Below are 21,602 nucleotides of genomic sequence, written 5' to 3'. Positions count from 1 at the left end.
ATGCCATGCGTTTATTTTGCATAAAACGCTCGTACCGCTTAACTTTCACATGATTCCCGCATCCAGGAGATCAAAAACGTGAGAAACACGCATTCCGTTGCGCTCGACCGTCAGGACATCAAAATTCTCGAGGCGCTGCAGCAAAACGGCCGGCTCAGTAACGTGGAATTATCGGAGCTGGTGCACCTGTCCGCGTCCCAGTGTCAGCGGCGGCGTCAGAAGCTGGAAGAAACCGGGGTGGTGTGCAAATACATCGCACAGCTGGACCCGGAAAAGATCGGGCTTGGCGTCATGGCACTGGTCAGCGTATCGCTGGACAAACACAGCGAGAAAATCGCCGACGCTTTCCGTACTGCCATTATAGAGTACCCCGAGGTACTCGAATGCTGGGGTGTGGCGGGCGATGCCGACTATATGCTAAAAATCGTGGCACCGGATCTGAAGGCCTTCGCCGATGTTACCCTGCACCGGCTGCTGAACCTGCCCATGGTATCCAACGTCAAATCCAACCTGCTGCTGCAGACGCTGAAATCGACCACTGAACTGCCGGTACGCTGGTCGCTGTAAGCGCTCGACCCTGCACCTCCTGCTGCAAACCCTGAAATCCGCCATACCACGGGCGAACTGCCGGTGCGCTGGTCGCTTTAGCATAGCCGGCGCTGCCGGCACCCACTGCGCTAAAAATCGTGGCACCGGATCTGAAGGCCTTCGCCGATGTTACCCTGCACCGGCTGCTGAACCTGCCCATGGTATCCAACGTCAAATCCAACCTGCTGCTGCAGACGCTGAAATCGACCACTGAACTGCCGGTACGCTGGTCGCTGTAAGCGCTCGACCCTGCACCTCCTGCTGCAAACCCTGAAATCCGCCATACCACGGGCGAACTGCCGGTGCGCTGGTCGCTTTAGCATAGCCGGCGCTGCCGGCACCCACTGCGCTAAAAATCGTGGCACCGGATCTGAAGGCCTTCGCCGATGTTACCCTGCACCGGCTGCTGAATCTGCCCATGGTATCCAACGTCAAATCCAACCTGCTGCTGCAGACGCTGAAATCGACCACTGAACTGCCGGTACGCTGGTCGCTGTAAGCGGGTCTCCCCGCAGCAGACCCTGAAATCCTCTATTACACAATGAACTGTCGGTGCGCTGGTCCCTGCTGCAGCCCCCGCGAGGCCGTCACACCCGCAGCAGCAGATGCTCACGCTCCCAGGAGCTGATGACCTTGTTAAAGGCTTCGTACTCCGCCAGCTTCACTGCTACGTAGGCTTTTACAAAACGCTCACCCAGAATCGCCTGCAGCGGCTCGCAATTCGACAGCAATCGCAGCCCCTCCTCCAGAGTGCGGGCAATCTCAACCCGGCTGTTGGCGCCATAGGCGCTGCCCTGGGTGGGGGCCGAGGGCTGCAGCTGCTCCTTCAGCCCCAGGTAGCCACAGGCCAGCGACAGGGCGATGGCCAGGTAGGGGTTGGCATCGGCGCCGGCAAAGCGATTTTCCACCCGGGTGGATTCAGGCGTACTCTGGGGCACCCGCAGGCCGGTGGTACGGTTATCCAGACCCCACTGCAGGTTGATGGGCGCGGCTATATCCGGCACGAAACGGCGGTACGAATTCACGTTGGGCGCGAAGAAGCTGATCGCCGCCGGCACGTACTTCTGCAGCCCACCCAGATAGTGATAGAGCGCCTCGCTGAGGCCACCCTCCGGGGTAGCGAAGATATTCTGGCCGCTGGCGATATCCTGCACACTCTGGTGAATATGCAGCGCACTGCCGGGTTCATGCTCCATCGGCTTGGCCATGAAGGTGGCGTAGATATCGTGCTGCAGCGCCGTTTCGCGCAGCGTACGCTTGAAGGTGAACACCTGGTCGGCCAGTGCCAGGGCATCCCCATGCTTGAAGTTGATCTCCATCTGACCGGCACCGGACTCGTGAATCAGAGTATCCACATCCAGCTGCTGCAGTTCGCAGTAGCGGTACAGGGTATCGATAATGGGATCGAATTCATTCACCGCATCGATGCTGTAGGACTGGCGCGCACTCTCGGTACGGCCAGAGCGCCCGATCGGCGCCTTGAGCTCGTAGTCCGGGTCCAGATTCTTCTGTACCAGATAGAACTCCACTTCCGGCGCCACTACCGGCCTCAGGCCTTCTGCCTCGTACAGCGCCAGCACCCGGCGCAGCACGCTACGGGTCGACAGCGGATGCAGCGCACCCTGCATGTCGTAGCAGTCGTGGATCAGCTGCGCCGTCGGCTCCTTGGCCCAGGGTGCCAGGCGCAGCGTGGTCGGGTCCGGCTGCAGCACCATGTCCCGATCCGCCGGATCCACCAGCTGATCATGCTCGCGGGACCAGTCGCCGGTCACTGTCTGGATCAGAATGCTTTCGGGCAGGCGGGCATTCTGCTCGGCGATAAACTTGCGCGTGGGCAGAAACTTGCCGCGGGCATTGCCGGTCATATCCGGCACCAGGCATTCAATCTCGCTTATATTGTGTTGCTGCAGAAACTGCTCAATCGTATCCATCGCGCACCATCCCGAGAAGTGTCCATACCCGTTTCAGTGTATGACAAGATTCTGCCCACGGAGCTGTCAAACAGACGAATTATGGCCATAGTATGCTGATAAGAAAGCGTTTTTCTGCATGGATGCAGGAGCTAGGGCGAAGCAGGATGCCGAGCCGAGTAGATCAGCGTTAAGCCCAACAGGCTGTCAGGAGATCCTATGGACGACACCGGCTTTGCCGCCTCCTATTACGCCGCCAGCGCCCACGGGGCCGCCCCCTGGCCAACTCTGCAGGCCGAAGTTCAGGCCGATGTCTGTATCATGGGCGCAGGCTACACCGGCCTGTCGACGGCGCTGCATCTGCGCGAGCAGGGTCACAGCGTGGTAGTACTGGAAGCGGCCCGCGTGGCCCAGGGCGCCTCGGGGCGCAACGGCGGCCAGGTGTGCGTCGGCCTGAACCTCGGCCAGAGCGAACTGGAGACCTGGCTCGGGGCCGAACATGCGCAGCAGCTGTGGGAGCTGTCCGTTGAGGCGCTAGCACTGGTGAAAGACCTGATCGCGCGGCACAAGATCCACTGCGACCTGAAAGACGGCATCCTGCACACGGCCTTTAAACCCTCCCATGTCGGCCCCATGCAGCGCGAAGCCGAGCATCTGCAGCAGCACTACGGCTACCAGGGTGTGCGTTTCGTAGCCAGGGATGAGCTGCGCAGCATGCTTGGCACTGAACGCTATCAGGGTGCCCAGCTGTTTGCGGATGCGCTGCATCTGCACCCGCTGAATTACGCCCTGGGGCTGGCCGAGGCCGCCCGGGCAAAGGGCGTGCATATCTTTGAAAACAGCCGGGCGCTTGGCTATCAAAAAAAAAGCAGCAACAGCGCTGGGACTGGCAAATACTCCTGGGTAAAGACCGCCCAGGGGACGGTGCGGGCAAAGACTCTGGTGCTGGCCTGCAACGGTTACCTGGGTGCGCTGGAGCCACGCATTGCCGGCAAGATCATGCCCATCAACAACTTTATTCTTGCCACCGAGCCACTGGGCAAAGACCACGCCCGCAGCCTGATCCGGGATGATGTGGCGGTGGCCGACTCGAAATTCGTGGTGAATTATTTCCGCCTTACACAGGACAATCGCCTGCTGTTTGGCGGCGGCGAAAACTACAGCAGCCGCTTCCCGGCGGACATTCCCGCCTTTGTACGCCGGCATCTGCTGCAGGTGTACCCGCAGCTCGAAAGCACCCGCATCGACTATGCCTGGGGCGGCACCCTGGCCATCACCCGCAACCGCATGCCCTTCTTTCGCCGCCTCGACAGCAACCTCTACGTCGCCCAGGGCTACTCCGGCCACGGCATCGCCCTGGCGACACTCGGCGGCAAGCTGATCAGCGACGCCATCAGCGGCTCATCCCAAGGTTTCGATATCCTGGCCGCCGTGCCCAGCCCAGGTTTCCCGGGCGGCACCCTGCTGCGCTGGCCGGCGCTAGTCGCTGGCATGCTGTATTACCAGCTGCGTGACCGGTTGAGCTGATGTCACAGCCCGCGTCTGGCTGACCTTCCAGCAGCCACCCGAAGTTAAATGCCAATCGGATCTTAGCTCCATTAACGCGCCTCTATGTTTTGTTGCGGCTGAAAGAAGAGACGACATTAAGAGCGCCGTTATTATATTTTTATGCTTTTCATGTGATCACCATTAATCCAACCATACCAAGCGCGAACCCTAGTACCGCGCCCATCGGGGGCATCCAATGTTTTTCCAGCTTCACTTGAGGGGCAATATCTTGAAACACAGAATATAGAATTCCTCCAGATGCTACCAAGACAATAACCGCAACAGCAATGGGTTGATCTTGTAACCATAAGTAACTGGAAATACCTGCAATTGGCCCCATAAAGGCCATTAAAAAGAAAAGGGCTATAATATTTTTTGAGGAAATATCAGATGACCGACTCAAATCCCTATATGCATTAAAACCCTCTGGGATATTCTGTAATGTAATGAGTGCTGCAAGTAACACTGCATCTCTACTTCCAAATGCAAATGCAGTTCCTAAAGCTATTGACTCCGGGATAAAGTCGATAAGCATTGCCACTAGTAGACTGGCCGGCGTTTTTAATTTTAGAAGATAAATGTCAAGGATCATGAACATAAATCCACCAACTATGAGGCAAGAAGAAGCGATCAACGGATCAAGCCTGTAAATACCATAAGGAACCAATACGAATGCAACAGCTGACAACAGCGCCCCACCGCCAAATGCCATAATACTGTGATTTAATTCTGCCTCAAAAATTTTTGATTTTAATTTTTCTATACTAGCCAGAAATGCACCTAAAGGCATAGCCAATCCGGCCGCAAATGTTAACCCAAAAAGAGTTATAAAATCATTCACGATACAGTCCTGGCAAAGGTATTACACCTGGATAAATTGCAAAAAAACTCAGATTTTCTGGAGTTAATTTTACCAACTTATTATACATAACTTATAAATAAACCCGAAAATTGATTAAAACAAAATCATGGAATAATAGACTCCAACGGAATGACCCTGCACGAACTTTCCGTATAAGGCTATATCATTATTTCAATAATTCAGCCAGTCTATTGCATCTTTTTTATTTTCAAAAAACTTAACCTCTCCCGAAATAAACCAAGAGCCTAATTTTGTTAGAGTTTCTTGCCACTTTTTATTTCCATAAATTGCGACTTTTACAAACTCGTTTCCATGTTTTAAACCAAGTTTGAAATCATCCCATGCAGCCCTTGGCTCCCAACCTTCCAGTTCTGTTCCATCTATCAACGCTTTGACCTTAGGTTCTTTAACTGCACCCAACGCAGAATCTATCATCGGAGTAATGATTTCATAATCTTCATGGCTGAGTTTTCCTTTAGCTTTTAATTTAAGAAAAAAACTATTCCCACATCTTTCAATCCCGATAGATAATTCATGTGTTGTCAAATTAGTATTCATATCTCTTACCTTTTCTTCCGGTTTATATATAACTCCGCCGGAACAGGCCGAAGCTGGATTGTAAATTGACGGCCTTGTCATAAGTTGTTTTTCTTCGCATACCTTGCGATACCTATTAGCAGTAACAGGATGAAAATGCCAAGCAATGGAAAAATGACGTAGTCCAAATAACCGACCATTGCTGAAAATCCAAGAGCTGCAAAAGCCCATACCAGTATTGGCGTGAAACAGCACAATGCGGTTACCAAACCCCCAACCAGACCTATTTTCATGAGTTTGCTATTCATCGCTTGCAGCAGGACTGTTGTAATTGGATAGGTGGGCAAGGCGTGTCACCATAAGTGCAGAAGACACAACAGGCACCCGCCTTTGGCTTCAGCAGGGCGTGGCAGCCCTTGCAATCATAATAATACTGGCATGAATCCTCTGGCATGTTTTCCACTTCTTGGTGCCCGCACTCAGGACAAGTGATAGTGGATTCAAGTTTAGGCTCCATAGATTTCAACCTCGCTTGTTGTACCAGAGCTGGTCACTAACGCTCAGGATCTGCGGCCACTAAGCAGCACCTATGGAACGGTCCGCTGCATCGGATGGTTGGGCCGCAGCTACTTGTCGATGGAGTGAATGGAAACCTCCCTGAAATAGACTGAATTTCCATGGGGATGATTCTGGAGGGCAACATAACCACTCTCGGGCCTTGGGCCACGCTCTGGGTCCCAGGTATTTTTCTTGGGCGGCACTGGATCTCCCTCATTGTAATCCGCGACAAGAGCGTCGTTTATGTGAACCACTGTACGCAGGCCATCAAGGGTTATCTCCATCGTGTTCCACTCTCCTATCCTGCCCGGACGCGACACAGCCTTAGAGAAAGTGTATATCGATCCGGTGCGATAATAGTCGGACTCTTCTGCCTCGTTAATTTGCACCTCCAAAGCCGTGTCGACCGGGATCCATTGGCTTTCTGGTGGATCCGGAATTCGGACAAAAACGCCACTGTTGTCTGTTCGCGCTCGCACCATATAAACCACCCGAACCACCGCATCGCTTACCTTCTCTCCCTCAAACCACAGAAGTCCCACGCCTCCTTCCGGGTGCAAAAGCCCATCCTCCACGACGAACCGGCCGTCACCGACATGCTTCCACCCGGCCAAATCGTGGCCATTGAAGAGTTGTCGCGTATCAGCCTTTGACATGGCTGGAATAGCCAGCATTACCATTGTGAGAAGCGTGCAGGCAATTTTATTCATGGTCGGGTTTCTCGGCTTGCGGCCCAGCATCTTATTAATGCACATACGCATTCACGCTCGACCGCAGGAGAACCTATAAAAGGCTAAGTAACTGAATAGAATAGCTAATCTAAATATCACAGCCATTCTCCTCGCTGGAAACCTGCGCGCTCGTTCGCGTCTAAAGCTGTGCACAATATTCAACAGCATTCACTTTCTATTACCTTGATAGTGAACCCTTACAGACCTTCGCGCCAGTGAAAATAAAGTACCCTGTCGTGTCGATTCACGCACAAACGCTGGATATTGATCAATATACTGTGAATAAACACCGTAATTAGCGACAAGGTGGTACTCAAAGCGTACGAAGATGAGCAGCAAACCTTTCCTTAATCAGGTGCGACAGGACCTGAGACTACAGGGATTATCGCCTTCGTACCTGGAAAACGTAGCTGAGAAGGATCATTTCCACTTTAGCTAGAAAGTGGCTGGCAGGTCGGCCTGATCTGGACGGCGGTTATGAAAGAAACCACAAAACAACAAAGGCCCGGCGTTGCTGCCGGGCCTTTGTATTATGCTTCAGGCTCTGTCTCAGCCAGGCCGGTCATCCAGTCTAGCGACCGCGCGACTAAAAGCCGCTATTCCACCGTCACAGACTTCGCCAGGTTACGGGCTGGTCGACGCCGGTGTCCTTGAGGATGGCGACCTGACAGGACAGCAGCTGCAGCGACAAGGTGAAGGCGATGGGCTCCGAAATGCCGGACATCGGTGGCAGTTCCCGTAACTGCAAGCTGGCCTTGTGCCAGTTGCATCACGGATCGCCGGATCTGCGTTTACTGGTCAGTCTGTCCGCCCCAACCAACAAGCGCTCAGCGCGGCGTTTCGGCCCGGAGTTTTGCGGCGATAAAGTCCATGTGAGACACATGAATCAGGTCGGCGATGCGACGAATGACATGCTCTTCGTAATGATGCAGCTCACCGTCGGCGAAGGCGATGTGCCAAAGATTCTCGATCAGCGCCACCTTTTCCCGTGGCGTGCAGATCTCATTGAGGCGTGAGGTAAAACGAAAGTAGTCGGTGGATCGCTGATGCGCTTTTTCAGCTTGCTGCAGCAGTTGCACAGCGTCCGCGGCATTGAGCCCGAAACTGCGCTGCACGATCGCCAGCAGTATCTCCCGCTCCTGCGGCCGGTCTTCGTAGTCGCACGCTATCACCTCCACCATCAGCGCCGCCGATGCCAGGGAAACATCGTCTGGCGGCACCACGCCGGCGTTTTGATCCCTCAGCTGAAACACCTCGGTCAACACCGCTTTTAGTCTGTTCAGCATCACTGTTCCTCCTCAGTAGCGCAGTGGACTCGACGGTGACCGGAAAAGTTCATCGCGGCGCCCTGATTCCCGCTCCGACGCCCATCCTGTAGCCTTCGCTCAAGGATGAGTTGTCGGCCAGCAAAGGACACCTTCTGGTGTCGCGCTATTCCACCGTGACGGACTTCGCCAGGTTGCGCGGCTGATCGACGTCAGTGCCCTTGAGTACGGCGACGTGGTAGGACAGCAGCTGCAGCGGCAGGGTGTAAACGATGGGCTCCAGAATGCCCGGCACCGGCGGCAGTTCCAGCACCTGCACGCCCTCTTCGGGCTGTACTTCCTGGCGGCTGCCGGCGAAGACGAACAGCTCGCCGCCCCGGGCGCGCACTTCCTGCAGGTTGGCCTTGAGCTTGTCGAGCATCTCGTTGCGCGGCGCTACCGTGACCACCGGCATGTCCTTGTCGACCAGCGCCAGAGGGCCATGCTTGAGCTCGCCGGCGGCATAGGCCTCGGCGTGGATGTAGGAGATTTCCTTGAGCTTGAGGGCCCCTTCCATCGCTACAGGGTTCAGGGTACCGCGGCCCAGAAAGAGGGCGTGCTGTTTCTCGGCAAAGGCTTCGGCCATTTTCTCGATGGCCGGGTCCAGCCCCAGTACCTGTTCCAGCAGCCCCGGCAGTGTTTTAAGTTCGGCCACTATCCGGGCTTCAGTGTCAGGAGTCAGTTCGTGACGCCGGCCCAGCACCAGAGTGGTCATCAGCAACGCGACCAGCTGGGTGGTGAACGCCTTGGTGGACGCCACGCCGATCTCGGGGCCGGCATTGGTCATGAGGCAGAGGTCGGATTCGCGCACCAGGGAGCTGCCCGGTACGTTGCAGATGGTGAGACTCGCCAGAATGCGATCACGTACCTCGCGCAGCGCTGCCAGGGTATCGGCGGTTTCGCCCGACTGGGAAATACTGACAAACAGGGTCCCCGACGGCAAGACCACCTTGCGGTAACGGAATTCACTGGCCACTTCCACCATGCAGGGAATGCCCGCCAGATCCTCGATCCAGTACTTGGCGATCAGGCCCGCATGGTAGCTGGTGCCGCAGGCCACGATCTGCACCTGTTTGACCTGGTCGAAAATGGCCGGCGCGGTCACGCCAAAGGCTTCCTCCAGCACCCGTTCGGCACCCAGGCGCCCTTCCATGGCCGCATGCACGACCCTGGGCTGCTCGTAGATTTCCTTGAGCATGTAGTGCTTGTATTCGCCCTTGTCGACGCTGCCGGAACCATGCTCGAACCGCAGAACCGGGCGCTCAACCGACTCGCCGGCACTGTTCCAGATTTCGATACCAAGGCGGCGCAGGCGGGCCACATCACCCTCTTCCAGGTAGATGAAACGGTCGGTGACCTGCAGCAGCGCCAGCGGATCAGAGCCGATAAAGTTCTCGCCTATGCCTACACCTATCACCAGCGGGCTACCCTTGCGCGCCGTGATCAGCTCGCCGGGATAGTCCTCGTGCATTACACCCAGGGCAAAGGCCCCGTGCAGCTGCGCCACAGAGTCACGCACCGCATCCAGCACGCTGGCGCCGGCGGTGATGGCGCTGTCCAGCAGGTGGGCAATGACTTCGGTATCGGTGTCGGAGGTGAATTCGTAGCCCCTGGCGATCAGATCACGCTTGATACTCTCGTAGTTTTCGATAATGCCGTTGTGCACTACCGCCACGCGGGAGCCGGACATGTGCGGATGGGCATTGTTCTCGGTGGGCTTGCCGTGGGTGGCCCAGCGCGTGTGGGCGATGCCCAGCTGGCCATCCAGCGGGGTTTCGGCCAGGGCATCGCCCAGCGCCTGTACCTTGCCGGCGCGGCGCAGGCGGTTGATCTGGCGGCCATCCCACACCGTCATGCCGGCGGAGTCATAACCGCGGTATTCCAGCCGACGCAGGCCTTCGAGCAGTATTTCCGATACCGGCCTTGCGGCTATAGCCCCTACGATTCCACACATGTTTCGATCCTTCCGTTTATACGGGTACTGCTGCTGTATTAACTTGAGGACACACCGGCTTTGCTGCCGGTGTGTCCGTTACCCCACAATGACCGCCAGACGCCAGTCCCTGCGGGGCTGGTTTGGCTGCAACTATATAACTGTGTAACTGACTGGTAACTAACGGGCTCGTGAGCTCAGTCCTGGCGCTTGGTCGGGCGCGGCCAGTTATCCAGATTGCGCTGCTTGCCACGGGCCACCGACAGCTGATCGTCGGCCACATCCCTGGTAATAGTAGAACCTGCGCCCACGGTTGCGCCCATGCCGACCTTCACCGGCGCCACCAGGGCCGTGTTGGAGCCGATAAAGGCACCATCGCCGATCTCGGTCTGTGACTTGTTGATGCCATCATAGTTGCAGGTAATGGTACCGGCGCCGACATTGACGTCACTGCCAATGGTCGCATCGCCGATATAGCTCAGGTGGCTGACCTTGGAGCCTTCACCGATACGGGCTTTCTTGGTTTCAACGAAGTTGCCGACCTTGACCCCCGCCGCCAGCTCAGTACCCGGGCGCAGGCGTGCAAAAGGCCCGACATCGCAGCCTTCCTGCAGCGTCGCCTGTTCGATCACGGAGTTGGCCTTGATATGACAGCCATCGCCGATTACCGCATCACTGATATGGCAGTTCGGGCCGATGGTCACATCGTTGCCAAGGGTGACCTTGCCTTCAAACAGGCAGTTGATATCGATCACCACATCAAAGCCTGCGCTCAGGTTGCCGCGCACATCCAGTCGCGACGGGTCCAGCAGAGTTACGCCGTTGTGCATCAGGCGCTGTGCTTCGCGCAGCTGATACCAGCGCTCCAGCTCGGCCTGTTGCTGGCGGTTGTTCACGCCCTGCACTTCCTGCTCGTGCTCAGGCTGAATCGCCTCGATCAGCACTCCCTGGTCCGCCGCCATGGCAATGACATCGGTGAGATAATACTCGCCCTGAGCATTGTTGCTGGACAGCCTTGGCAGCCAGTCGGCCAACAGCCTCGTGGGCAACGCCAGTATGCCGGTATTGACCTCATCCACCGCCCGCTGCGCCTCGCTGGCGTCCTTATGCTCTACGATGGCCACCACCTGATCGGCGTCGTTGCGGATAATGCGGCCATAGCCGCTGGGGTCGGCCAGCTTTACGGTCAGCAGGCCGAGCTTGTCCTGAGCAGCGATAGCAACCAGCTGGCGCAGGGTCTCGCTGCGGGTCAGGGGGACATCGCCGTACAGCACCAGGCTGATACCTGAGGGCTCGGTGCCGTCCAGCGCCTGGGCCACGGCATGGCCGGTACCCAGCTGTTCGGCCTGGAGGGCAAACTTGAGTGCCTGATTACCCAGGGCTTCGCGCACCTGATCGGCGCCATGCCCCACCACCACATGTATGCGTGGCGCATCCAGCTCAAGCGCGCAATCGATCACATGCTGCACCATCGGCTTGCCGCCGATGCCGTGCAGCACCTTGGGTTTCTTCGATTTCATACGGCTGCCCTGTCCGGCCGCCAGAATAATCACATCCAATGACATCGTTACGCTAATCCTGCGCGCTGCGCATTTTATCCGGTTGACTGAAGTAAAACTGGTTGTTGCTGACTTTAGCTGATACAAAAGCAGATTCAATATTAGTTGTCAGTAAAGTTTTGACAAAATGACCGAATCCATCTTTAGCCTGCTGGGCCTCGACGAACGCGAGGTGCGCATTTACCGCGCCCTGCTGAGCCTGGGCCCCAGCGCCATCCGTACCGTTGCCGACAAGGCCGGCATCAATCGTGGCACCGCCTACGAGTGCCTCAAGAGCCTGCAGAGCAAGGGGGTTGTTACTTACCTGCCCAAGGGCAAGCGGCGCTACTTCTCACCCCGTGATCCTGAGGTACTGCTGCAGATGGCACAGGAACGTCAGGCTTCGCTGGACAATGCGGTGGGCCAGCTGCGCGGCAAGATAATCCCTGAACTCAATCATCTCAAGCCCGACTTCAGCGCCGCCAATGTGCAGTTCTATGAAGGCGACGACGGTATTGAGTTCGTGCTGCGGGATATTCTCAATACGGTGTCCGGCCAGCCGAATCCCGCCTATTCGGTATTTTCGTCCAAACCCATCCGCCGCCACCTGTACCGGCCCTTCCCGACCTATACGGTGCAGCGCATTGCCCGCGGTATCCAGGTGCGGGTCATTGCCATTGGTGAAGGCGGCGAGGATGCGGAACTGTCGGAGCGCAAATGGATTCGCACCCAAGGTCCGGTGGATGCAGCCTATATCGCCATCTATCCGCCCAAGGTGGCGATTATTTCCCTGGCTTCGGAAAACTATCCCACCGCCGTGGTGATCGATTCCCGCGAAGTGTCGGCCGCGCAGAAGATCGTGTTTGATACCCTGTGGGGGCTGTTGTGATGCGGGGCGGAGCTGGAAGCTGGAAGCTGGAAGCTGGAAGCTGGAAGCTGGAAGGAATGATGTGACCATCCCGGTGTTGAGTTTCGCTACGTTGTACCCCACCTGAAAACTGAAAATTTACCGCTCCTGCGCATCCATGCGCCCGCGGTATACCGTTCATCCTGAACACAAAAAAGGGGTAGCCAATGGCTACCCCTTTTTAATCGAGATCAGTTCGCAGGATCAGCGTTTGCCTTTCTTGCGAAGCTGCTGCAGTGTGCGGAGCTGCGCAGCAGCTTCCGCCAGCTGCGTGGCCGCCCGCGAGTATTCAAACTCGGCGGATTTATCAGCCATCTCCTGTTGCGCATGCGTCTGTGCCTCGAGCGCCGCCGCTTCACTCAGATCATTGGCACGCAGAGCGGTGTCTGCCAGCACTATGATCTTGTGCGGTTGCACTTCGAGGAAGCCGCCGGAGACGTAAAATACGTCTTCCTGGCCGCCCTGCTTGCGCAGCTCGACAGGGCCTGGTTTCAGTTCCGTCAGAAGCGGAGCGTGACCGGGGTAGATACCCAGGTCACCCAGGCTACCTGTTACCGATACGAACTCGATCAGGCCGGAGAAAACTTCGCCCTCGGCACTCACGATATCGCAATGAACAGTCATAGCCATGCTTGTTACCTCTTAAAGGTTTCCGACCTGAACCTTACAGGTTCTTGGCTTTCTCAACCGCTTCTTCGATGCCGCCAACCATGTAGAAGGCCTGTTCCGGCAGGGAGTCGTACTCGCCGTCCAGAATGCCCTTGAAGCCACGGATGGTGTCTTTCAGCGAGACGTACTTGCCGGATGCACCGGTAAATACTTCCGCTACGAAGAACGGCTGAGACAGGAAGCGCTGGATCTTACGCGCACGGGATACGATCTGCCTGTCTTCTTCAGACAGCTCGTCCATACCCAGGATCGCGATGATATCCTTCAGTTCCTTGTAACGCTGCAGCACGTTCTGCACCTGACGGGCGATGTCATAGTGTTCCTGGCCGATAACCAGCGGATCCAGCTGACGGGACGTAGAGTCCAGCGGGTCCACAGCCGGGTAGATACCCAGCTCGGCGATCTGACGGGACAGTACTACAGTCGCATCAAGGTGGGAGAAGGTGGTCGCCGGAGACGGGTCAGTCAAGTCATCCGCCGGTACGTAGACCGCCTGGATGGACGTGATGGAACCGGTCTTGGTAGAAGTGATACGTTCCTGCAGAACGCCCATTTCTTCGGCCAGAGTCGGCTGGTAACCTACCGCGGAAGGCATACGACCCAGCAGTGCCGATACTTCGGTGCCCGCCAGGGTGTAGCGGTAAATGTTGTCGACGAACAGCAGTACGTCACGGCCTTCATCACGGAATTTCTCCGCCATGGTCAGACCGGTCAGTGCTACGCGCAGACGGTTACCCGGCGGCTCGTTCATCTGTCCATATACCAGAGAGACCTTGTCCAGTACGTTGGACTCCTTCATCTCGTAGTAGAAGTCGTTACCTTCACGGGTACGCTCACCTACGCCTGCAAACACGGAATAACCGCTGTGCTCGATGGCGATGTTACGGATAAGCTCCATCATGTTGACGGTCTTGCCCACACCGGCACCACCAAACAGACCAACCTTGCCGCCTTTGGCGAACGGGCACACCAGGTCGATGACCTTGATGCCGGTTTCCAGCAGTTCGTTGGAAGCTGCCTGCTCTGCGTAGGTCGGTGCCTTGCGGTGAATCGGCATCCGCTCGTCTTCACCGATGGCACCGGCGTCGTCGATCGGGTTGCCCAGCACGTCCATGATCCGGCCCAGGGTCGCTTTGCCCACGGGTACGGAAATAGGAGCGCCGGTGTTTTCTACAGTCAGACCACGGCTTACGCCTTCGGTCTGGCCCATGGCAATTGCACGTACCACGCCATCACCCAGCTGCTGCTGAACTTCCAGCGTCAGGCCGACTTTGGCGACTGTCAGGGCGTCATATACTTTCGGCACGCTGTCACGCGGGAATTCCACGTCGACGACGGCGCCGATAATCTGAACGATTTGTCCGCTACTCATGTTCGGATCCTCTTAAACGTTGAAACCCGTTTACTGCATCAAACTGCAGCGGCACCGCTGACGATCTCGGAAATTTCCTGAGTAATCGCAGCTTGACGAGCCTTGTTGTAAACCATCTTCAGCTCGTCTATTAGGTCACCGGCGTTATCTGTTGCGTTCTTCATCGCCAGCATACGGGCTGCCTGTTCACAGGCATTGTTCTCGACCACCGCCTGGTAGACTACCGACTCGACGTAACGACTGAGCAGCCCGTTGAGCAGCTCTTTCGCGTCCGGTTCGTAGATGTAATCCCAGTGATGGCTCAGCTGTTTATCGTCGTCTTCAGCCCGCAGCGGCAGTACCTGCTCAACCACGGGTTTCTGTGTCATGGTGTTGACGAATTCGTTCGACACCACAAACAGGCGATCCAGCCTGCCTTCTGCAAACGCATCGAACATCACCTTGACCGAGCCGATCAGCTCAGACAGTACAGGTGCGTCACCCAGATGCGTTTTCGCTGCTACCACGTTGCCGCCGTAGCTCTTGAAGAAGGTCAGTGCCTTTGCGCCCAGCGCACAGACTTCGATCGCAACGCCCTTGTCGTGGTAACCCTTCATGCTGGCGATGGTGGCCTTGAACGAATTGGTGTTCAGGCCGCCACAGAGACCACGGTCACTGGCTACAACTATGTAGCCGACACGCTTGGCCTCACGTTCCTGCATGTACAGGTGAGAATATTCAGGATTGGATTTCGCCAGATGCTGAATAACGCCACGGATACTGCGAGCGTACGGTCGGGACGACTGCATGCGATCCTGAGCCTTGCGCATCTTACTGGCGGCCACCATTTCCATGGCGCTAGTAATTTTGCGCGTGCTGCTGATGCTCGCAATTTGCGTCTTTATCTCTTTTCCGACTGCCATAGTTCCGCCTTTATACCTTGAACCGGTTATCGGTCTGCGGGGTTAAGCCCGCAGACCCTCTGCCCTAGGGCTGTTACCAGGTCTGGGTTGACTTGAACTTCTCGATTCCGGCCTTGAACTGCGCCGCAATCTCGTCGTTGTAGGCACCGGCAACGTTAACCTGAGCCATCAGGTCCGCATGTTCGGACTTGAAGTAGGAGATCAGGGCCGATTCAAAGGCACCAATCTTGTTCAGCTCAACATCGTTCAGGAAGCCTTCGTTCGCGGCATACAGGCTCAGACCCATATCGGCAACCGACATCGGAGAGTACTGTTTCTGCTTCATCAGCTCGGTAACGCGCTGACCGTGTTCCAGCTGACCGCGGGTCACGTCATCAAGGTCGGAGGCAAACTGCGCGAACGCAGCCAGCTCACGGTACTGAGCCAGTGCCAGACGCACACCGCCACCCAGTTTCTTGATGATCTTGGTCTGGGCTGCACCACCGACACGGGATACAGACAGACCTGCGTTGATCGCCGGGCGAATACCTGAGTTGTACAGGCTGGACTCCAGGAAGATCTGACCATCGGTGATGGAGATAACGTTGGTCGGTACGAATGCCGATACGTCGCCGCCCTGAGTCTCGATGATCGGCAGCGCCGTCAGCGAGCCAGTCTGGCCTGTCACTTCACCGTTGGTGAACTTCTCGACGTAGTCAGAGTTCACACGCGCAGCACGTTCCAGCAGACGGGAGTGCAAGTAGAATACATCACCCGGGTAAGCTTCACGGCCCGGCGGACGACGCAGCAGCAGGGAGATCTGGCGATAAGCCCAGGCCTGCTTGGTCAGGTCGTCAAATACAATCAGGGCGTCTTCACCGCGGTCGCGGAAATACTCACCCATGGTTGCACCGGCGTAAGGCGCCAGGAACTGCATGGCAGCAGGATCAGATGCGCCGGCAGCGACAACGATGGTGTGATCCATCGCGCCATGCTCTTCCAGCTTGCGTACCACGTTGGCAATGGTGGACTGTTTCTGCCCGATTGCGACGTAGATACACTTGATGCCTGTACCTTTCTGATTGATGATCGCGTCAATGGCGATCGCCGTTTTACCGATCTGACGGTCACCGATGATCAGCTCACGCTGGCCACGGCCGATTGGAACCATCGCATCGATGGCTTTCAGACCGGTTTGAACCGGCTGATCAACCGACTGACGATCGATAACGCCCGGTGCAACTTTTTCAATTGCATCGGTCATCTTGGTTTCGAGCGGACCCTTGCCGTCGATCGGAATACCCAGGGCGTCTACGACGCGACCGAGCAGTTCCGGACCAACAGGTACTTCCAGGATGCGGCCGGTACAACGGGCAGTCATGCCCTCGACCAGATCCTGGTAGTCACCCAGTACCACGGCACCGACGGAGTCACGCTCCAGGTTCAGTGCCAGACCGTATACACCGCCGGGAAATTCGATCATTTCCCCGTACATGACATCAGCCAGACCGTGGATCAGGATGATACCATCGGATACGCTGACGATAGTGCCCTCGTTGCGGGCTTCAGAAGACACATCGAGTTTCTCGATACGCTTCTTGAGAATCTCGCTGATCTCAGATGGATTCAGTTGCTGCATGATTTTTCCTCAGCCTCAGGAGCTCATCGCTTCGGTCAGTTTTGCCAGTCGGGCACGGACCGAACCGTCGATCACCAGGTCTGCGCTACGAATCACAACGCCACCCAGGATAGACTTGTCTACCTGAGAGGTCATTTTCACTTCGCGGCCCAGCTTGGCACCGATAGCCTGAGTAAGTTTCTGTTGCTGCTGCTCGTCCAGTTCGAAAGCCGTAGTCACGTCTATATCGACGGACTTTTGCTGATTGGCTTTCAGCTGCTCGAACTGCGCCAGGATTTCCGGCAGCAGAGCCAAACGACGATTTTCCGCCAGCAGGGCAATAAAGTTCCTGCCGGGAGCGCTCAGGCTGTCTTCACAGACACTGAGCATCGCCTGAGCTTTCTGCTCGCTGGTAAACGCAGGGTTACCTAACACCCGGGCCATATGCTCGTCCTGCGCGACAGCGGCAGAAAGTTTGAGCATGTCGGACCAGGCGTCGAGTGTTCCCTCAGCCAGCGCATATTCAAACGCAGCTTTTGTATAGGGCCGAGCGACTGTGTTGAGTTCAGCCATCATAAACCTCGCTTAAAGCTCAGCAGCCAGCTTATCAAGCAGCTGTGCGTGGGCTTTCTCGTCAATAGAGGCTTCCAGGATCTTCTCGGCGCCGGCCACAACCAGGGCTGCAACCTGCGAACGCAGGGCTTCCTTGGCACGGTTGGCGTCTTGCTCGATTTCTGCCTGAGCGGCTAGCTTGACACGGTCAGCTTCTACACGTGCCTGCTCTTTGGCTTCATCGACGATCTGGCTCGCCCGCTTATTGGCTTGTTCAATGATGGCGGCTGCTTCCAGCTTGCTCTCACGCAGATTGGACGTGGCCTTTTCCTGGGCCAGGTGCAAATCACGTGTAGCGCGGTCGGCAGCGTCCAGGCCTTCAGCAATCTTCTTTTTGCGCTCTGCCAGGGCACCGGTAATCGGTGGCCACACATACTTCATGCAGAAAACTACAAACAAGAAGAATGCAATGGCCTGACCAATGATGGTTAGATTGATATTCACGCCATTACCTCTCGCGGTTGTCTAATTAAGTAGTTACCCATAGGGGAACAGGATCGATTCTACTTATTAGCCAGCAACAGCGAACAGTACGTACAGACCCAGACCCACGCCGATCATCGGAACCGCGTCGACCAGACCCATTACGATGAAGAACTGAGTACGCAGCAGCGGGATCAGTTCAGGCTGACGTGCAGCACCTTCGAGAAATTTACCGCCCAGGATACCGATGCCAATCGCAGCACCTACAGCGCCCAGACCCATCATCAGCGCACCAGCAATGTACAGTAAGCCCATTTCCATTTGTGTTTCTCCACTCTCAAGTTCAAGGTTAAAGTTGAAATCAAACGCGTCGCGAATAAGAGCTATTCGGCTATCTCACTCAGTGATCTTCGTGGGCCATCGCAAGGTATACGATGGTAAGAACCATGAAGATAAATGCCTGCAGTGTGATGACCAGAATGTGAAAGATTGCCCAGGGTACCGACAGAATCCACTGTGCCCAGAAGGGAAGCAGTGCAATCAGGATGAAGATCATTTCACCGGCGTACATGTTACCGAACAGTCGCAGTGCCAGGGATACCGGCTTGGCCACCAGGCCTACAACTTCCAGGAACAGGTTAAACGGCAACAGCCATTTGCCCAGCGGCTGGAACGACAGTTCAGCCATGAAACCACCGAGTCCCTTCTGCTTGACGCTGTAGTACAGGATCAGCGCGAACACGCTGAGCGCCATACCAGCAGTCGCATTGACATCGGTAGTGGGAACGACCTTCAGGAAGTGAACGCCCATTTCACCAGCCAGGAACGGCAGCCAGTCAACGGGGATCAAGTCCATGGTATTCATCAGGAAAATCCACACAAAAATGGTCAGCGCCAACGGAGCGACGATTTCATTTTTGTAGTGGAAGATACTCTTGACGTTGTCATCGACGAACTCGATGATCGTCTCGATGAAGTTCTGGGTATTGCCAGGCACGCCGGAGGTCGCAGTTATTGCTACCTTGCGGAATAACCAGATAAAGAACAGCCCCAGCCCGACCGAAAACAACATGGTATCGACGTTGATTGCCCAGAAGCCCATTTCAGCAGCTTCCTGAGCGCCTTCTGCCAGTTTCCATCCCTGATCAGGATGGTTGCCAAACGTCAGGTTGGTCAGGTGGTGCGCTATGTATTCTGAGGATGTAACTGTCCCGCTCGCCATTCTCAGTCTCTCTCGCTTAAAGTTTCAGGAACCGGTTTTTGAGTTTCACCTGCAGCAGCATGCCGAGCAGCTGCAACAGGATGAAACTACCAAATAAGGAAAATGGACTGATGGGATGAACCCAGACAAAGGTAGCCGTAAAACCGGCAACCGACAGCGCCATTTTCCATATTTGGCCTATATATAACTCCGCGAGGACCTTCCGGGCCCTGGATCCCGCGCGGTGGGGTAAGCTGCGCAATGCGACAAACAGGTTGGGGACTATATATATAAGCCCACCCAGCAGCGCCGAGTAGGCCAAGACGTCTCCCATCAGCAGCAGCAGCGCCGCCGACAATACCAGCATTACGATCGTTTGAATCAACAGCACGCCAAGGATTTGCTGCCTGGTATCCCGGGACTGGGTTCCTGTACGCTGGTTTCCCATGTTTTCCCCGAGAATTACAAGCCCTGACGAATGGCTCCGACCTTTCCCCCCTTAAACAGCGTGCCGATTATAGGGGTATTGCTGTATGGCATCAACCGAAGTCAGCGCCTTTTGCACTAAGGTACTAGGAAGGTACCTTTTAGGTTACGAAGTCATTAGAAAGTGTTCACAGGACAGCAAAACAGACGACTATCCAAATGGCCGGAAGTAAACAAAAGATTAAAAAACAATCAACATGATTTAATTAATATCTATTTCAGATTTTCAAGAATGGCATTCAATTCGGCTTCGCTATTGTAGGCAATGCTGATCTTGCCCTTACCCCGGGTATTGCGACTGATGGACACCAGTGCTGAAAAGCGGGCCGACAGTTCACCGGCCAGTTGCTCCAGTGCCGGATCCTGCCGGGCCGGTTCTGCAGTCTGTGGCTGGGGAGTTTGCAACTTGCGCACCAGGGCTTCGGTCTGACGCACCGTGAGGCCACGGGCAACCACGTCTCGTGCAGCTTCAAGCTGAGCTTCGCTTTCAAGCGCCAGCAGGGCACGGGCATGCCCCATTTCGAGGTCGCCGTAGTCGAGCATTTTCTTGACCTCCTCCTCCAGCTTCATCAGCCGCAGCAGGTTGGCGATGGTGGAGCGCGACTTGCCGACGGCCTTGGCCACCTGCTGCTGCGTCAGCTCGAATTCCTGCTGCAGCCGCTGCAGTGCCACGGCTTCCTCGATGGGATTGAGGTTTTCGCGCTGAATGTTTTCGATCAGCGCCATGGCAATGGCGGACTCATCGGAGACTTCGCGTACCAGCACCGGGATTTCCGTCAGGCCCGCCATTTGACCGGCGCGCCAGCGGCGCTCACCGGCAATGATCTCGAAGCGGTCGTTGCCGTCCACCGAGCGCACCACTATCGGCTGCATGATGCCCTGGGCACGAATGGAGTCGGCCAGCTCTTCCAGGGCACCGGGCTCAAGATCGCGCCTGGGCTGATAACGGCCGCGCTGAATGGCGTCGACCGACAGCAGACGGTAACCGTCCAGCGGCGCGACCGACTCCCTGGTCACCGGTTCATGTACCTGTTCCACAGTGGACAGTAACGCATCCAGCCCGCGTCCCAGGCCCCGTTTCATTGCAGCCATCAGTTTGTTTCCTGTACCTGTGCTTTATCGGCCACCACGGCATCGGCAGCCGGGGCCGCCTTAACCTGCGCCGTTTTGCGAATCAGCTCACCCGCCAGAGCGAGGTAAGCCAGGGCGCCGCGGGAGCTTTTGTCGTACATCAGCGCCGGCAACCCATGACTGGGAGCTTCGGCCAGGCGCACATTGCGCGGAATTACGGTGCGATAGACCTGATCACCGAAGTAGTCCACCAGATGGTTGGACACATCGCGGGTCAGACTCATGCGTGGATCGAACATGGTACGCAGAATGCCTTCGATCTTCAGCTCCGGATTAAGGCGCTGATTGATCTTGTTGATGGTGCCCACCAGAGCGCTGATGCCCTCTAGCGCGTAGTACTCGCACTGCATGGGGATAATCACGCCGCTGGAGCAGGCCAGGGCATTGACAGTCAGGAGGTTCAGCGAAGGAGGATTATCCAGCAGGATATAGTCGTACTCGTCCACCACTTCCAGCAACGCCATCTTGAGGCGGAACTCGCGCCGCGGCAGGCTCAGCAGCTCAACCTCGGCCGCGGTCAGATCGCCATTGGCACCAATCACGTGATAGCCGCCTGGCACCTCGGTCAGGCGCGCTTGCGCGGCGCTGGCCTGGTCGGTGAGCACATCATAGGCCGACAGCTTGAGGGTATGCTTGTCGATGCCGCTGCCCATGGTGGCGTTGCCCTGGGGGTCCAGGTCGATCATCAGCACGCGTTTTTTGGTCGCTGCCAGTGAGGCGGCCAGATTGACGCAGGTCGTTGTTTTGCCCACCCCGCCTTTCTGGTTGGTAATGGTGAGGATTTTCGCCAAGG

General features: G+C 56.3%; 25 protein-coding genes. 5 read left to right on the top strand and 20 right to left on the bottom strand.

Features of this window, described 5'->3' with window-relative positions; translation table 11 throughout:
• Nucleotides 1–78: 78 nt before the first annotated feature.
• From MRS74_RS24235 to MRS74_RS12255, 3 genes are all read left to right on the top strand, one after another.
• A complete protein-coding gene (locus MRS74_RS24235; RefSeq protein ID WP_067386763.1) occupies nucleotides 79–567 on the top strand; it encodes an Lrp/AsnC family transcriptional regulator in 489 nt (162 codons plus the stop codon).
• 119 nt (nucleotides 568–686) lie between these two features.
• Nucleotides 687–827 carry a hypothetical protein gene (locus MRS74_RS12260; protein ID WP_216821256.1) on the top strand — a complete coding sequence of 47 codons (141 nt, stop codon included), beginning with the start codon at nucleotides 687–689 and terminating at the stop codon, nucleotides 825–827.
• A gap of 119 nt (nucleotides 828–946) precedes the next feature.
• Nucleotides 947–1,087: a hypothetical protein gene (locus MRS74_RS12255; RefSeq protein ID WP_216821256.1), complete on the top strand. Its 141-nt coding sequence runs from the start codon at nucleotides 947–949 to the stop codon at nucleotides 1,085–1,087.
• Between the two features lie 88 nt (nucleotides 1,088–1,175).
• On the opposite strand, the gene MRS74_RS12250 is transcribed toward MRS74_RS12255, so the two are convergent.
• Nucleotides 1,176–2,519 carry a glutamine synthetase family protein gene (locus tag MRS74_RS12250; RefSeq protein WP_254580578.1) on the bottom strand — a complete coding sequence of 448 codons (1,344 nt, stop codon included), beginning with the start codon at nucleotides 2,517–2,519 and terminating at the stop codon, nucleotides 1,176–1,178.
• A 198-nt stretch (nucleotides 2,520–2,717) separates the two neighbouring features.
• On the opposite strand from MRS74_RS12250, the gene MRS74_RS12245 reads away from it, so the two are divergent.
• The gene (locus MRS74_RS12245; RefSeq protein WP_254580577.1) at nucleotides 2,718–4,025 is read left to right on the top strand and encodes an NAD(P)/FAD-dependent oxidoreductase; all 1,308 of its coding nucleotides are present in this window, start codon (nucleotides 2,718–2,720) and stop codon (nucleotides 4,023–4,025) included.
• 148 nt (nucleotides 4,026–4,173) lie between these two features.
• Here MRS74_RS12245 and MRS74_RS12240 read toward each other — a convergent pair whose 3' ends face one another.
• The 8 genes from MRS74_RS12240 to glmU all read right to left on the bottom strand — a co-directional run bounded on the left by MRS74_RS12240 (nucleotide 4,174) and on the right by glmU (nucleotide 11,536).
• Complete coding sequence (locus MRS74_RS12240; RefSeq protein WP_254580576.1) at nucleotides 4,174–4,887, bottom strand: ZIP family metal transporter; 714 nt, start codon at nucleotides 4,885–4,887, stop codon at nucleotides 4,174–4,176.
• 192 nt (nucleotides 4,888–5,079) lie between these two features.
• Entirely contained in the window at nucleotides 5,080–5,466 is a 387-nt protein-coding gene (locus MRS74_RS24230; protein ID WP_368671266.1) for a SpoIIAA family protein, read from the bottom strand.
• A gap of 77 nt (nucleotides 5,467–5,543) precedes the next feature.
• Complete coding sequence (gene merF / locus MRS74_RS24225) at nucleotides 5,544–5,738, bottom strand: mercury resistance system transport protein MerF (RefSeq protein WP_368671265.1); 195 nt, start codon at nucleotides 5,736–5,738, stop codon at nucleotides 5,544–5,546.
• Between the two features lie 11 nt (nucleotides 5,739–5,749).
• Complete coding sequence (locus MRS74_RS24110; protein WP_306421996.1) at nucleotides 5,750–5,962, bottom strand: GDCCVxC domain-containing (seleno)protein; 213 nt, start codon at nucleotides 5,960–5,962, stop codon at nucleotides 5,750–5,752.
• Between the two features lie 109 nt (nucleotides 5,963–6,071).
• Nucleotides 6,072–6,713: a 3-keto-disaccharide hydrolase gene (locus MRS74_RS12230; protein WP_254580574.1), complete on the bottom strand. Its 642-nt coding sequence runs from the start codon at nucleotides 6,711–6,713 to the stop codon at nucleotides 6,072–6,074.
• An 848-nt stretch (nucleotides 6,714–7,561) separates the two neighbouring features.
• Nucleotides 7,562–8,020, bottom strand: a complete 459-nt coding sequence (locus tag MRS74_RS12225) for a tellurite resistance TerB family protein (RefSeq protein ID WP_254580573.1) — start codon at nucleotides 8,018–8,020, stop codon at nucleotides 7,562–7,564.
• A gap of 145 nt (nucleotides 8,021–8,165) precedes the next feature.
• On the bottom strand, nucleotides 8,166–9,992 hold the full coding sequence (gene glmS / locus MRS74_RS12220) for a glutamine--fructose-6-phosphate transaminase (isomerizing) (RefSeq protein WP_254580572.1): 1,827 nt from the start codon (nucleotides 9,990–9,992) through the stop codon (nucleotides 8,166–8,168).
• A 176-nt stretch (nucleotides 9,993–10,168) separates the two neighbouring features.
• A complete protein-coding gene (glmU, locus tag MRS74_RS12215; protein ID WP_254580571.1) occupies nucleotides 10,169–11,536 on the bottom strand; it encodes a bifunctional UDP-N-acetylglucosamine diphosphorylase/glucosamine-1-phosphate N-acetyltransferase GlmU in 1,368 nt (455 codons plus the stop codon).
• A 121-nt stretch (nucleotides 11,537–11,657) separates the two neighbouring features.
• Between glmU and MRS74_RS12210 the strand changes: the two genes are divergently transcribed.
• Nucleotides 11,658–12,398: a TrmB family transcriptional regulator gene (locus MRS74_RS12210; protein ID WP_254580570.1), complete on the top strand. Its 741-nt coding sequence runs from the start codon at nucleotides 11,658–11,660 to the stop codon at nucleotides 12,396–12,398.
• A gap of 222 nt (nucleotides 12,399–12,620) precedes the next feature.
• Here the strand turns inward: MRS74_RS12210 and MRS74_RS12205 are convergent, their stop codons facing one another.
• The 11 genes from MRS74_RS12205 to MRS74_RS12155 form a co-directional block, all read right to left on the bottom strand.
• Entirely contained in the window at nucleotides 12,621–13,046 is a 426-nt protein-coding gene (locus tag MRS74_RS12205) for a F0F1 ATP synthase subunit epsilon (RefSeq protein WP_254580569.1), read from the bottom strand.
• Nucleotides 13,047–13,080: 34 nt separating this feature from the next.
• Nucleotides 13,081–14,457 carry a F0F1 ATP synthase subunit beta gene (gene atpD / locus MRS74_RS12200; protein WP_254580568.1) on the bottom strand — a complete coding sequence of 459 codons (1,377 nt, stop codon included), beginning with the start codon at nucleotides 14,455–14,457 and terminating at the stop codon, nucleotides 13,081–13,083.
• Between the two features lie 38 nt (nucleotides 14,458–14,495).
• The gene (gene atpG, locus MRS74_RS12195; protein WP_254580567.1) at nucleotides 14,496–15,359 is read right to left on the bottom strand and encodes a F0F1 ATP synthase subunit gamma; all 864 of its coding nucleotides are present in this window, start codon (nucleotides 15,357–15,359) and stop codon (nucleotides 14,496–14,498) included.
• Nucleotides 15,360–15,432: 73 nt separating this feature from the next.
• A complete protein-coding gene (gene atpA, locus MRS74_RS12190) occupies nucleotides 15,433–16,977 on the bottom strand; it encodes a F0F1 ATP synthase subunit alpha (protein ID WP_254580566.1) in 1,545 nt (514 codons plus the stop codon).
• Between the two features lie 15 nt (nucleotides 16,978–16,992).
• The gene (locus tag MRS74_RS12185) at nucleotides 16,993–17,529 is read right to left on the bottom strand and encodes a F0F1 ATP synthase subunit delta (RefSeq protein ID WP_254580565.1); all 537 of its coding nucleotides are present in this window, start codon (nucleotides 17,527–17,529) and stop codon (nucleotides 16,993–16,995) included.
• Nucleotides 17,530–17,541: 12 nt separating this feature from the next.
• Nucleotides 17,542–18,012 (bottom strand): F0F1 ATP synthase subunit B, encoded by a 471-nt coding sequence (locus MRS74_RS12180; RefSeq protein WP_254580564.1) that lies wholly within the window; start codon nucleotides 18,010–18,012, stop codon nucleotides 17,542–17,544.
• A gap of 66 nt (nucleotides 18,013–18,078) precedes the next feature.
• Nucleotides 18,079–18,306: a F0F1 ATP synthase subunit C gene (gene atpE / locus MRS74_RS12175; RefSeq protein ID WP_438362336.1), complete on the bottom strand. Its 228-nt coding sequence runs from the start codon at nucleotides 18,304–18,306 to the stop codon at nucleotides 18,079–18,081.
• 85 nt (nucleotides 18,307–18,391) lie between these two features.
• Entirely contained in the window at nucleotides 18,392–19,213 is an 822-nt protein-coding gene (gene atpB / locus MRS74_RS12170; protein ID WP_254580562.1) for a F0F1 ATP synthase subunit A, read from the bottom strand.
• 16 nt (nucleotides 19,214–19,229) lie between these two features.
• On the bottom strand, nucleotides 19,230–19,640 hold the full coding sequence (locus MRS74_RS12165; protein ID WP_254580561.1) for an ATP synthase subunit I: 411 nt from the start codon (nucleotides 19,638–19,640) through the stop codon (nucleotides 19,230–19,232).
• A gap of 251 nt (nucleotides 19,641–19,891) precedes the next feature.
• Entirely contained in the window at nucleotides 19,892–20,770 is an 879-nt protein-coding gene (locus MRS74_RS12160; protein WP_254580560.1) for a ParB/RepB/Spo0J family partition protein, read from the bottom strand.
• On the bottom strand, nucleotides 20,770–21,600 hold the full coding sequence (locus MRS74_RS12155) for a ParA family protein (protein ID WP_254580559.1): 831 nt from the start codon (nucleotides 21,598–21,600) through the stop codon (nucleotides 20,770–20,772). Before MRS74_RS12155 ends, MRS74_RS12160 begins: the two co-directional genes overlap by 1 nt.
• Between the last annotated feature and the right edge of the window lie 2 nt (nucleotides 21,601–21,602).

Source organism: Marinobacterium sedimentorum (genome assembly GCF_024267675.1).
Classification (GTDB): domain Bacteria; phylum Pseudomonadota; class Gammaproteobacteria; order Pseudomonadales; family Balneatricaceae; genus Marinobacterium_A; species Marinobacterium_A sedimentorum.
The sequence above is the reverse complement of the archived record's forward strand: the minus strand, read 5'-3'. Positions and strand labels throughout refer to the sequence as shown.

Excerpts from the sequence above, each read along its gene's own strand:
- MRS74_RS12250 (WP_254580578.1), bottom strand. The coding sequence starts at position 2,519 with ATGGATACGATTGAGCAGTTTCTGCAGCAACACAATATAAGCGAGATT.
- MRS74_RS12245 (WP_254580577.1), top strand. The coding sequence starts at position 2,718 with ATGGACGACACCGGCTTTGCCGCCTCCTATTACGCCGCCAGCGCCCAC.
- MRS74_RS24230 (WP_368671266.1), bottom strand. The coding sequence starts at position 5,466 with ATGAATACTAATTTGACAACACATGAATTATCTATCGGGATTGAAAGA.
- merF (WP_368671265.1), bottom strand. The coding sequence starts at position 5,738 with ATGAAAATAGGTCTGGTTGGGGGTTTGGTAACCGCATTGTGCTGTTTC.
- MRS74_RS24110 (WP_306421996.1), bottom strand. The coding sequence starts at position 5,962 with ATGGAGCCTAAACTTGAATCCACTATCACTTGTCCTGAGTGCGGGCAC.
- MRS74_RS12230 (WP_254580574.1), bottom strand. The coding sequence starts at position 6,713 with ATGAATAAAATTGCCTGCACGCTTCTCACAATGGTAATGCTGGCTATT.
- MRS74_RS12225 (WP_254580573.1), bottom strand. The coding sequence starts at position 8,020 with ATGCTGAACAGACTAAAAGCGGTGTTGACCGAGGTGTTTCAGCTGAGG.
- glmS (WP_254580572.1), bottom strand. The coding sequence starts at position 9,992 with ATGTGTGGAATCGTAGGGGCTATAGCCGCAAGGCCGGTATCGGAAATA.
- glmU (WP_254580571.1), bottom strand. The coding sequence starts at position 11,536 with ATGTCATTGGATGTGATTATTCTGGCGGCCGGACAGGGCAGCCGTATG.
- MRS74_RS12210 (WP_254580570.1), top strand. The coding sequence starts at position 11,658 with ATGACCGAATCCATCTTTAGCCTGCTGGGCCTCGACGAACGCGAGGTG.
- MRS74_RS12205 (WP_254580569.1), bottom strand. The coding sequence starts at position 13,046 with ATGGCTATGACTGTTCATTGCGATATCGTGAGTGCCGAGGGCGAAGTT.
- atpD (WP_254580568.1), bottom strand. The coding sequence starts at position 14,457 with ATGAGTAGCGGACAAATCGTTCAGATTATCGGCGCCGTCGTCGACGTG.
- atpG (WP_254580567.1), bottom strand. The coding sequence starts at position 15,359 with ATGGCAGTCGGAAAAGAGATAAAGACGCAAATTGCGAGCATCAGCAGC.
- atpA (WP_254580566.1), bottom strand. The coding sequence starts at position 16,977 with ATGCAGCAACTGAATCCATCTGAGATCAGCGAGATTCTCAAGAAGCGT.
- MRS74_RS12185 (WP_254580565.1), bottom strand. The coding sequence starts at position 17,529 with ATGGCTGAACTCAACACAGTCGCTCGGCCCTATACAAAAGCTGCGTTT.
- atpE (WP_438362336.1), bottom strand. The coding sequence starts at position 18,306 with ATGGGCTTACTGTACATTGCTGGTGCGCTGATGATGGGTCTGGGCGCT.
- atpB (WP_254580562.1), bottom strand. The coding sequence starts at position 19,213 with ATGGCGAGCGGGACAGTTACATCCTCAGAATACATAGCGCACCACCTG.
- MRS74_RS12165 (WP_254580561.1), bottom strand. The coding sequence starts at position 19,640 with ATGGGAAACCAGCGTACAGGAACCCAGTCCCGGGATACCAGGCAGCAA.
- MRS74_RS12160 (WP_254580560.1), bottom strand. The coding sequence starts at position 20,770 with ATGGCTGCAATGAAACGGGGCCTGGGACGCGGGCTGGATGCGTTACTG.